This is a genomic window from Micromonospora sp. NPDC003197 (genome assembly GCF_053590565.1).
The window spans coordinates 115,657-127,155 of record NZ_JBSFTE010000019.1 but is presented as its reverse complement, the minus strand read 5'-3'; the positions used below and the strand labels follow the sequence as shown (position 1 = coordinate 127,155).

6 protein-coding genes are annotated in these 11,499 nt (G+C 69.3%); 3 read left to right on the top strand and 3 right to left on the bottom strand.

Annotated features, from left to right (window positions below):
* Window positions 1-17 precede the first annotated feature (17 nt).
* Window positions 18-842, bottom strand: coding sequence for an ABC transporter ATP-binding protein (locus ACWDV4_RS21060; RefSeq protein ID WP_449981342.1), 825 nt, complete (start codon window positions 840-842; stop codon window positions 18-20).
* 118 nt (window positions 843-960) lie between these two features.
* Here ACWDV4_RS21060 and ACWDV4_RS21055 point away from each other — a divergent pair, with 118 nt between their 5' ends.
* Both ACWDV4_RS21055 and ACWDV4_RS21050 read left to right on the top strand, forming a co-directional pair.
* Window positions 961-2,139 (top strand): sensor histidine kinase, encoded by a 1,179-nt coding sequence (locus ACWDV4_RS21055; RefSeq protein WP_449981340.1) that lies wholly within the window; start codon window positions 961-963, stop codon window positions 2,137-2,139.
* A complete protein-coding gene (locus ACWDV4_RS21050) occupies window positions 2,136-2,792 on the top strand; it encodes a response regulator (protein ID WP_449981338.1) in 657 nt (218 codons plus the stop codon). The genes ACWDV4_RS21055 and ACWDV4_RS21050 overlap by 4 nt, the downstream gene beginning before the upstream one ends.
* Window positions 2,793-2,833: 41 nt before the next feature.
* On the opposite strand, the gene ACWDV4_RS21045 is transcribed toward ACWDV4_RS21050, so the two are convergent.
* Both ACWDV4_RS21045 and ACWDV4_RS21040 read right to left on the bottom strand, forming a co-directional pair.
* The gene (locus ACWDV4_RS21045) at window positions 2,834-4,240 is read right to left on the bottom strand and encodes a condensation domain-containing protein (RefSeq protein ID WP_449981336.1); all 1,407 of its coding nucleotides are present in this window, start codon (window positions 4,238-4,240) and stop codon (window positions 2,834-2,836) included.
* A 65-nt stretch (window positions 4,241-4,305) separates the two neighbouring features.
* Window positions 4,306-5,706, bottom strand: coding sequence for a condensation domain-containing protein (locus tag ACWDV4_RS21040; protein ID WP_449981335.1), 1,401 nt, complete (start codon window positions 5,704-5,706; stop codon window positions 4,306-4,308).
* 138 nt (window positions 5,707-5,844) lie between these two features.
* Here ACWDV4_RS21040 and ACWDV4_RS21035 point away from each other — a divergent pair, with 138 nt between their 5' ends.
* A complete protein-coding gene (locus ACWDV4_RS21035) occupies window positions 5,845-11,499 on the top strand; it encodes an amino acid adenylation domain-containing protein (protein ID WP_449981333.1) in 5,655 nt (1,884 codons plus the stop codon).

Sequence of the window (11,499 nt, the reverse complement as noted above, 5' to 3'; positions counted from 1 at the left end):
CCTCGACGGCGAATCGGCTACCCCTGACCTGCTCCGCAGGAGTCCGCTTCCTCTCCGGCCTGAAGGCCGCAGTATCCACGGAGGAATCTGATGACCTCGATTCCGAACGGTGCCCGGTCCAGTTCGCCCCGGTCCAGCTCCCCCCGGGGCGTGACCAGCCAGTGGTGCCGGGACAGTAGTTCGTCGACGTCACCGGCGAGCTCTACCCGGGAGGCGCACAACACGATCAGGTAATCGCAGACCCGTTTCACGTCGCTGAGCAGGTGTGAGGAGAGTACGGCGCTGGCGCCCAACTCGGTGACGAACTCCGCCAGCGTCTGCAGAAAGCTGTCGCGGGCCAGGGGGTCCAGGGCGGCGGCGGGCTCGTCGAGGATCAGCAGCTCGGGGCGTTTGGCGGCGGCGACGGTCAGCGCCAGCTGTGCGCGTTGACCGCCGGAGAGCCGTCCGGCGCGCTGCTTCGGGTTCAGCCCCGCCTGCCCGATCCGCCGCTCGGCCAGCCCCTGGTCCCAGGAGGGATTCAACTTCGCGCCCATCCGTAGGTGTTCGGCGACCGTCAACGAGGCATAGACCGGGGTGTCCTGGGCGACGAACCCGACCTTGGCCAGGTGCGCCGCGTTGGTTGCGGGGCGGGATCCCAGCACCCGTAGGCTCCCCGCCGTCGGCGTCATCAACCCGCCCGCCAACTGCAACAACGTGGACTTGCCCGCGCCGTTCGGGCCGACCAGGCCGACAACTCGCCCACGCGGGACGCTCAGGTTGCAGCCGGCCAGCGCCGCACGGCGACCGTAACGCTTGGTCAGCCCCTCGGCTTGTAGTACCGGATGGGAATCTGCATGTGGCATGGGCATCATCCTGCGAACCGGGTCTTCGGTCGGCATCGGTCCAAAGCGGGATTGGCCCGTCTGGTGACCGTACTTTTGACCGGTTCAGCCGGTCCGATGTTCTCCTAGCCTGGACCGCATGGGCACTTCGATCCGGTCGACACGATGGACCGCAATGGCGTTCGACGTCGGCTTCAGCCTGGTGGCCGTCCTGGGACTGGCCCTCACCGCCTTCATGATCGGCGACACCTGGGGCGGCGGCTACGCGCTCTTCGACGCCGCCGCAGCTCTGGGAATGTGGCTACTCGCCCTGGCCCGCCGGGTCCACCGGGCCTGGGTGGCGATCGCTGGACTGGTCGTCGCCGCAGCCGCCATCGCCGTCGCCGAGATCGCCCATCTGCCGCAGGAACCCGGGCCGGTCGCCGCGCTGGCCCTGGCGGTGCTGATCGGGTCGGCGATCCGGAGCCTGCCCCTGCCCTGGGCCGGCGGCATCGCGGCCGGTGGCCTCGCCGTCGTCATCGGCTGCTGGATCTCCGGAGGGTTCAAGACCATCGTGGTACTGCTCGCCCTGGCCTGGCTCGGTGCCATCGCCGCTGGTGTGGTGCTGCGGCTGATCGACCAGCATCGCCACCAGACGGCCGAGGAGATTCGTCGCAACGAACGGTTGGCGCTGGCCCGGGAGCTGCACGACATCGTCGCCCACCACATCACCGGTATCGTGTTGCAGGCCCAGGCCGGACAGCTCGTCGCCAGCGGAAACTCCGCGAAGCTGGTCAGCTCCCTGGCGGGTATCGAGGTCGCCGGCTCCGATGCGCTCGCCGCCATGCGTCGGGTGGTCGGCCTGCTGCGGGACACCGACGACGCCGCTCCCGCCTCTCCCGGTCCCGAACAGCTCAGCGATCTGATCGAACGTTTCAGCCGGTACGGCGGCCCGACAATCCAGTTGCGCAAGCCGGTGGACGACATGTCCTGGCCACCCGAGTTGACCAGCACGGTGTACCGGATCGTGCAGGAGTCCCTGACCAACATCTCACGACACGCACCACAGGCCCGGTCGGTCGCCGTCACCGTCGAACAGGGGCCGGAGACGATCATCATCGAGGTCGTCGACGATGCCGCGCCGGCCACCGTCCGGTATCCGCACCGCAGTGGCTATGGACTGATCGGAATGCGGGAGCGGCTGCAGACGCTCGGCGGCACGTTGCACGCCGGTCCCCGTCCGGACGCGGGCTGGGCCGTACTGGCCACGCTGCCCGTACCGCCGGAAACTCCTCGTGGCGAGTCTCTGTCAGCGGCCACATCCAAGGGAGCGCGATGAGCATCCGCGTTCTGGTCGCCGACGACCAGGCGATGGTACGTAGCGGCCTACGGCTGATCCTGGAGAACCAGCCCGACATCAGCGTGGTGGCCGAGGCCGTGGACGGTGTGGACGCCATCGACCAAGCCAAGCGGCTACGCCCGGACGTGTGCCTGGTCGACATCCGGATGCCCATGTTGGACGGCATCGCGGTGACCCGTGCCCTGGCCGGGCCGGGGGTGGTCGATCCGCTGCGGGTCATCGTGGTCACCACCTTCGACCTCGACGAGTACGTCTACGGCGCGCTGCTCGGCGGTGCGGTCGGCTTCATCCTCAAGGACGCCGGGCCGGCTCTCCTCGTCGAGGCGGTACGCGCGGCCCACAACGGCGATGCGCTGGTCTCGCCCTCGATCACGCTGCGCCTGCTCCGCCACCTGACACGTGCGGCCGTGCCGGCTGGACGCAGACCCGTACCGCCCCTGTCTGATCGGGAGCTGGAGGTGGTCAGGACGATAGCCCGCGGTCGTACCAACCAGGAGATCGCTGCCGAGCTGTTCATCTCCCTGAGCACCGTCAAGAGTCATGTCTCCGGCATCCAGACGAAGCTCGGGGTGCGTAACCGGGTCGAGATCACCGCCTGGGCCTGGGAGAACCGCATCATGGACGGTTTCTAGCTCAATCCGGGCCGTTCCTAACTCAATCCGGGCTGCCGTTCCTAACTCAAGTCGGCCCGGGTGCCTTCGGCAAAGGCCGCGTCGACCAGCAGTTCCTCGATGTCGAGCAGAAAACGTTCCGCCTGGTCGGGCGGCAGGTAGCGGGTGTCGGCGGTGGTCACCAGCTCGACCGCACCGGGCGCGTCGACCACCTGGATTCGGCAGCGCCAGGCGAACCGGTCGAACGCCTCCGTCCAGGTGAACGTCGTCGCCGCCCGCATCGCCCGTACCGTCGCCTCGTCCGGGCCGGCCGTAGCTGTCTGTGCCTCGCGGGGCAGTCGGATGTCGTTGACGTAGCAGTACGGTGCCAGCACCGTGCCGAAGTCCAGCCCCAACTGGGCGAAGGCGTTCTGCATCTCGGCCGGGTCGTAGTAGGCGTGCCGGTAGCCGTCCAGCGACGCCTGCCGGGTCCGGGACAGCAGCTCGGTGAAGTTTGGCTGGTCGGTCAGGTCCAGGGCGCAGAAGCCGAGCTGGTTGAGCTTGCTGATCGCGTCGTCGTACGCCGGCTGGAAGCGGTTGTTCGCCATCGTGACGATCCCGCAGCCAGACTCTCCGCTGATCGCGGTGGAGGCGGCGGCTATCGCCGTGAGGAGGACGGTGCCGGTGCTGACCCGGTGTCGGGCGGCGATCAGCCGGGTGGCGCTGTCGATAACCGGAGAGGCCAGCGAGCCCTTCCGGTATCGGGGAGTGAGTTCCGGGCCCGCCGTGGTGAGCATGCCCGGCGGCTGGTGCCGGAACTGTCGTACCCAGTAGGCGATTGCCCTGTCCGAGCGTCGTCGTTCGACCTGCTGTTCACGCCGGGCCACATCGACCGACTGGAGGCCGGGATCGGTGGTCAGTCTCCCCCGCAGCAGGAGCAGCCGCAGGTCCCGCAGAATGATCTCGACGGCGTGGAAGTCCACGGTGGAGTGGCTGAACACGAGCACGATTTGCCGTACCCGGTCGGCAGCCGTGACCAGGGCGGCCCGCAGCGGCCACTCGTCGGCGTGGTCGAATCGCGGCTCCCCCAGCCGGTCGGCCAGATCCTGCGCGGTGCAGCGGCCCTCGGGGTCGGCGTCGCCGTCGGGTACGGCATGGGCCAGTAGCGGTATCCGCCCGGTGGCGAAGGTCCGCTGACGCAGTTCGTCATCGACGGCTTCGACCCGGGTACGCAGCGACTCGTGCCGCCCGACCAGCTGGCCAATCACCCGGCTCACTGTCTGAACGTCCGCCTCGACCCGTCGGGGTACGGCGACGACACGGCGCAGGTTGAGGAAGTTCTCCTGCTCCTCGAACTCCGCCACGGAACGCCACATGGCCCGCTGTCCCCAGGTGAGCGGCGCGGTCGTCGCCCGTTCACCGTGGAAGTCCGCGTACGCCGGCACCGCCGGGTCAAGTCTGCGGGGGACGGTCGACCGGGAATTCTGCATCTCTCAGCATACGTCTCGATCTTGGCTGTTCAAGATCGGAGACCGGACGGTGTTGTCGCTGCCGACTACCTCGGTAGCCACGGCCAGCGCACGTCGTGGAACGCCGCCGTGACCAGCAGCTCCTCAAGGTTCCGCAGGAACGGCTCCACCGACTCCGGTGGCCGGAATCGGGTGTCGATGCTGAGGGTGATCCCGACCGCGCCCGGCTCGTCGGTGACATGGGTCAGCAGGTGCCAGGATGCCCGGTCCAATCCTCTGGTCCAGGAAAAGGCGCTACGCCCCATTTCGGCGCGCAGTTCACTCTGGGTCATCGACACCGTCTCGACGTCCCCTCCGCCCGACAGTCGGACGTCGTTGAAATAGTAGTGCGGAAGAAACGCAGTATCGTATTCGTACCCTAGCCCCTCAAATCTTCCCCGCATCACCGTCGGCGCATAGTAGGCGTGCCGATAGCTGTCCAGGGAAGCCCGCCACACTCGAGACAAAAGGTCAACAAAGCTCGGCCGATCGGCCAGGTCGAGGACACAAAATCCGATCTGCCCCAGATTTGCCACGGCATTCGCGTACTCGGTCCGGAAACGATTATGTGCCATGTTGAACAAACCGCAGATCTCGCGTCCGCTCTCTCCCGCCGCCAGCGCCGTCACCCCGGCGAGCAGCACCGCGGAGACACTGACCTGGTGTTGGGCCGCGATCATCCGGACAGCGGTGTCGAGCGCCGAAGAGACCAACACTCCCCGGTGCAGCCGCAGGGCAAGCTCCGGACAGGTCGGCTCCATCGGCTCTTCGGGCAGGCGGCCGAACTGCCGGATCCAGTACGCCACCGACCGCTCCGAACGATAGCGGTCCATCCCGTCCTGGTCCCGGGCGACCTGCACCGACTGCGGCCCGGGTGGAGTTGCGATCGCGCCGCGCAACAGGATCAGCCGCAGGTCACGCAACACCACCTCGGCCGCGTAGGCATCCACGGTGGAGTGGCTGAAGACGAGCACCACCTGCCGTACCTGACCATCGACCAGCACCAGGCCAACCCGGAGCGGCCATTCGGCCGCGTGGTCGAACGCGACGTCACCGAGTCGCCCGGCCAGCGCCTGCGCGGCCTCGGCACCGTCCCCGGCGGATTCGGTGACCAGCAGTGGCAGCCAACCGGCCGGGGTCGTCTCCTGCTGCGCCACGCCATCGACGGAGCTGACCCGGGTGCGCAGCGACCCATGCCGGCTGACCAGTACGCCGATCGCTCGGGTCACGCTGGCCAGGTCGGCCCGCAGCCGAATGGAGACGGGTACCGTCCGCCGGAGATTCATGAACAGGTGGTGTCGCTTCGAGGTATCGAGAGCAGCAGCGCGCCACATCACCTGCTGCGCCCAGGTAAGTGGCGCGGGCTCCGTCCGGTTTCCGCGAAACTCCGCAAAGGCCAGGTTTTCCGTGGCCCACTCACGTGGCACTACGGCATCCGTGAATCGCATTCCTGACGGTATGCCGGCAAGCTACCCCGGTAATCGATCGTTCGGGCTCTCCGCAGTGCACCGTTCAGGCGATTCCGCTACTTCGACGTAAGCCGGCAGACTGCTCATCTCCCGTCGCCAAAGCGAGAAGGCAGCCGCGTGACCAATGTCGACATTCCGCTGCGGGCTGCGCCGATCCCGCCACAAGGGAACATTCCCCCAACCGGGCAAACTCCGTCGTTATCGTTCGGTCAGGAACGAATCTGGTTCACCGAACAGTTGACCCCCGGCACGGCCGGATACCTCGTACATGCCACGGTTCGACTGATCGGACCTCTGGACAGCGACCTGCTGCAGACCGCCATCGACACCGCCGCGCAGCGGCATGACAGCCTGCGACTGCGCTTCACCGAGAACGACCGGGGCGAACCGCTGGTGGAGGTGGCCGACCGGGTACGCGTACCGGTCACCCTCGCCACCGCCGCACACGAGACCGACGCCCGCGCCCTGGTGGCCGAGGCGGTACGGACCCCGTTCGACCTGGGCACCGCCCCGCTGCTGCGCGCGCTGTTGATCCGGCTGACCGACACCGATCACGTGCTGCACGTCGGCATGCACCACATCGTCAGTGACGGTTGGTCGCTGGACCTGCTCCTCGGCGAGGTGGCGACGCTCTACGGCGCACTACGCGATGCCCGACCCGCACCGCCCGCCCCCACCGTCCGGTATATCGACTACGCCGCCTGGCAGCGAGACCGGATGAACGGGCCGGCCGCCCAGCGCGAACTCGACTACTGGACCTCGGCGCTGGCCGGGGTACCGCCGCTGGAGCTGCCGACCGACCGGCCCCGGCCGGCCGTGCAGTCCTACGCGGGCGACACCCACCGGTTCCAGCTCGATGCCGAACTCACCGCTGGACTACGCCGGCTTTCCCGTACCCACCGGGCCACGCTCTACATGACGCTGCTCACCGGTCTCCAGGCGTTGCTGTTCCGCTACAGCGGGCAGCGGGACTTCGCCATCGGTTCACCGGTCGCCGGTCGGGTCGTCCCCGAACTGGAGAACCTGATCGGCCTCTTCGTCAACACCCTCGCGCTGCGCGCCGACCTCTCCCCGACCGGTGCTACGGCGCACACCCCCGGTACGGAGCCCAGCTTCGGCGCCCTGCTCCGGCGTAACCGCACCACAGTGGTCCGGGCGTTGAGCCACCAGGAGGTCCCGTTCGAGCGGCTGGTCAAGGAACTGAACATTGCCCGGGACGTCAGCCGTGCCCCGGTCTTCCAGGTGCTCTTCACCCTCCAGAACTACGCCCGGACCGGCAGCCGATGGCCGGCGGACCTGGTCACCGAGGGCTTCGGTACCGACACCGCCGCCGCGCGTTTCGACCTATCGCTATACGTCAACGAGACCGACGACGACCTGCGGGCGATGTTCGTCTACAACACCGACCTGTTCGACGCCGAGACGGTGCGGCGACTGGCCGACCACTACCGGGCCCTGTTGCGGGCCGCGCTGGCGGCACCGGACCTGCCATTGGTCGACCTGGACCTGCTCGGGCCCGATGAGCAGGCCCGGGTGCTCGGCTTCGGCACCCCTGGCGACGCGCCGGAGGCGGTCACCCCGGTGACCGGTACGTCGACCAGCTTGGCCGACCTCGTCACCCCGTACGCCGCCACGACGCCCGAGGCGCTGGCCGTGGTCAGCGGCCCGGACTCGGTCACCTATCGGGAGCTGGACCGGCGGGCCAACCAGCTCGCCCACTACCTGCGTAGTCGCGGTGTCGGCCCGGACTCGGTGGTCGGCGTCTGCCTGGACCAGACCGTGGAACTCGCCGTGACACTGCTCGGCGTGCTCCGCGCCGGTGGGGCGTACCTGCCGCTCGACGCCGAGCAGCCGCCGGCCCGGCTCGCCATGATCCTCGCCGACGCCCGGCCCACGGTAGTGCTGACCGACAGCTCGCTACGGGCACAGCTTTCACTGGCCGATGCCGAACCGATCTGCCTGGACCAGGTCGTCGACGAGGTCGGCCGGTGCCCGGAAACGCCGGTCGGCGGACCGCGTGCCACCGGCGGGGGCCTCGCCTACGTCATCTACACCTCCGGCTCCACCGGTACGCCGAAAGGAGTGGCGGTCGCGCACCGGCAGGTGCTCCGCTACCTCGACGGGGTGGCCACCCGGCTCGACGTGGTCCCGGCCGGCCGCTACGCGCTGCTGTCGTCGCTCTCCTTCGACTTCAGCGTCACCATCTTCTATCTCGCGCTGGCCACCGGCGGAACGGTGCATCTGGTGCCGCGTCGGTGCACCGGAGCCGAACTCGCCGAAGAGCTGCACCGGCACCGGATCGACTACCTGAAGATCACTCCCTCGCACCTGCGGGCACTCGCCGCCGACGTCGAACCCGGCGCACTCCTGCCCGCCCGCGCCCTGATCCTCGGTGGTGAGGCCGCCGACCTGTCCTGGGCTGCCGAGCTGGCGGCGGCCGGCCCGGCTCAGGTCTTCAACCACTACGGGCCCACCGAGGCGACGGTCGGCGTCACCACGTACCAGGTGGCGGCAGACGAGCGGGGTGGCGGCCTAGTGCCGACCGGGCGGCCGATGCCGCACGCCCGGGTGTACCTGCTCGACGCGCAGCTCCGACCGGTGCCGATCGGGGTGCCGGGCGAGATCTGTCTCGGTGGCGACCGGCTGGCTCGGGGTTACCTGCATCGTCCCGCGCTGACCGCCGAGCGGTTCATGCCCGACCCGTACGGCGCACCGGGCGACCGCCTCTACCGCACGGGCGACCTGGGCCGGTGGCGCGCGGACGGGCAGCTGATGTTCCTGGGCCGGCGGGACCACCAGGTCAAGATCCGCGGGTATCGGGTGGAGCTGGGCGAGGTGGAAGCCGCCCTGCGGGACTGCCCGGGGGTGCAGCAGGCCGTGGTGCTGCTGCGGGACGAGCGGCTGGTGGCATACCTGGAGCGGATGCCAGCGCCCCTCGGCGCAAAGCCTGACCGCTCGGACGCTGGCGACCAAGTGGTCGGCGATCCGGAGCCTGGCGAGTTGCGTCGGCTGCTCGGCGAGCGGCTGCCCGACCACATGGTGCCCAGCCGGTTCTGTTGGCTGGACCGGTTGCCGTTGCAGGAGCACGGCAAGGTGGATCGCCGGGCGCTCCCCGAGCCGAGCGACGAGCCGTCGACCGGCGGGCAGGTCGAACCGGTCGGGCCGGTCGAGACGCTGATCGCCGGGATCTGGCAGAGCGTGCTCGGGGTGGCGAAGGTCGGGGCGACCGACGACTTCTTCGAGTTGGGCGGGCATTCGCTGCTGGCGACCCAGGTGGTGGCCCGGCTACGCCGGGAGTTGCCGGGTGCGACCGAGGGCGGCACCGGCCCGGTGGTCAGTGTGATGGACCTGTTCCGGCACCGGACGGTACGCGAACTCGCCGCGCTGCTGGCCACCGACGAGATCGACCGCAGCGGCCTGCTGCATGAACTGACCGCCCCCGGGCCGGCCGCCCAGCGGATCGCCACCCTGGTCTGTGTCCCGTACGGCGGTGGTAGCGCCGTGGTCTACCAGCCGCTGGCCGACGCGCTGCCGGCCGGCTACCGGCTCCTCTCGGTGGCCGTACCCGGGCACGATGTCGGACTGGCCGACGACCCGGCACCGATCGAGGAGGTGGCCGCGACGGTGGTCGCGGAGATCCTCGACCGGGTCGACGGGCCGGTGATCCTGTACGGCCACTGTGGCCCGGGGGGCGCGTTGGCGGTCGAGGTGGCCCGCCTGCTGGAGGCGGCCGGCCGGGACCTGGTAGCCGTCTACCTCGGCGCGGTCTTCCCATTCGGGCGACCGGCCGGTGGCGTCTTCGGTCCGCTGCTGCGGCTGCGCCTGGCCGAGCACATCCGCAGCGACCGGATCTACCGCACCTGGTTGCAGGCCCAGGGCACGTCGATCGGTTCACTCGACTCGGACGAGGTCGCCTTCCTCATCCGGGCGATGCGGCACGACGCTCGCGTCTCCGAGGACTACTTCACCGGCCTGATGCAGCAGCGGGTGGCCGCGCTCCGCTCACCGATCATCTCGGTGGCGGGTGACCGTGACCGGAGCACGGACTACTACGAGGAACGGTTTCGGGAGTGGCACTTCCTCACCGACCGGACCGCGCTGGCCGTGATCGACGAGGGTAGCCACTACTTCCTCAAGTACCGTGCCGAGGAGCTGGCCGAGATAGTCACGACGGTCCACCACCGGCTCAGCGAGCCGCCGTCCCGGATAGGTGCGCCGGCCCCTGATACGACGGCTGCGGCGACTGATGCGGCAACTGCCGCCGCGGCGGAGCCCGCGTGGCGGTTGGCCGACGTCTCCGACCAACGGCCGGGCCAGCCGGCATCGACATCGACATCGGCGCGTACGCCGGCTGTTGCCGGTCCGCAGCCCAGCATGCGCCGCTTCGGCATGGTCGCGGCCGGCCAGATCATCACCACCACGGGTACGGCGCTCACCAACTTCGCCGTACCACTGTGGATCTATATGGAGACCGGCTCACTGGCCCGGTTCGCCCTCTTCGCCATCCTCAGTTTGCTCCCCGGCCTGGTCGTCGCCCCGGTGGCCGGGGCGCTGATCGACCGGACCAGCCGACGGCGGATCATGCTGCTGGCCAGCCTCGCCGCTGGTAGCGCGAAGGCGGTCATGGCGGGTCTGCTGCTCACCGACCGGGCCGAGATCTGGCACTTCTACCTGCTGGTCGGCTGGCTCTCCGTCGCGCTGGCGTTCCAACGCCTCGCCTTCGTCTCCGCCGTACCGCAACTGGTGCCGAAACGCTTCCTCGGGCACGCCAACGGGCTGGCACAGACCGCCACCGGCCTCACCCAGTTCCTGGTACCCCTGATCGCGGTCGCGTTGCTGGAGGCCGTCGGCCTGACCGGGATCATGGTCATCGACGTGTTCGCGTACCTCTTCGCGATCGGGGTGCTGCTGGTCGTCAAGTTCCCCCACACCCTCGCCCTGCAACGCCGTGAGGGAATCGGCGAGGAGATCGTCGGTGGGCTGCGCTACTCGTGGCGGCGGCCCGAGTTCCGGACGATGCTCGTCTTCTTCGCCGCGCTGAACCTGTTCCTGTTCCCGGTGTTGTACCTGCTCTCGCCACTCGTGCTGGGCTTCGCCGAGCTGCCCGAGGTGGCACAGATCGCGCTCACCGGCGGCGTCGGCGCGGCCGTGGGCGGGCTGGTGATGCTCGTCTGGGGTGGACCGCGCCGGAATCGGATGCGGGCCGTGCTCCTCGGCACCCTGGGTGTCGCGGTGGCCTGTGTGGTCACCGGCCTACGCCCGAATCTCCTGCTGATCGGGGCCGGGGCCTTCGGCATGTACCTCGCGCTCGGCATCGTCAACGGGGTCTACAACACGATCATCCAGACCAAGGTGCCGCCCCGGTTCCACGGTCGGGTGTTCGCGCTCAACCAGATGGTCGCCTGGTCGACCATGCCGCTGGGCTGGGGAGTCATCGCTCCGATGGCCACCCGGGCCCTGGAACCGCTGCTGCTGCCCGGGGGTGCGCTCGCTCCCACCGTCGGCGCGGTGATCGGCGTCGGCCCCGGCCGGGGCATCGGCCTGCTCTACGTGGTGTTCGGGCTCTGCATCGCGCTCACCGCCGTGGTGTCGCTGCGTACCCGGACCCTGGCCACCTTCGACAACCAGGTGCCGGACGCGCCACCGGACGACCTCGTCGGCATTGAGACCCGCCGGGCCCGGGCCGCCTCGGTCGGACAACCGACCGTCGCTCAGCCGACCATCGCTCAGCCGACCATCGCTCAGCCGATGGCTGGACGGAAGGTGGGTTGA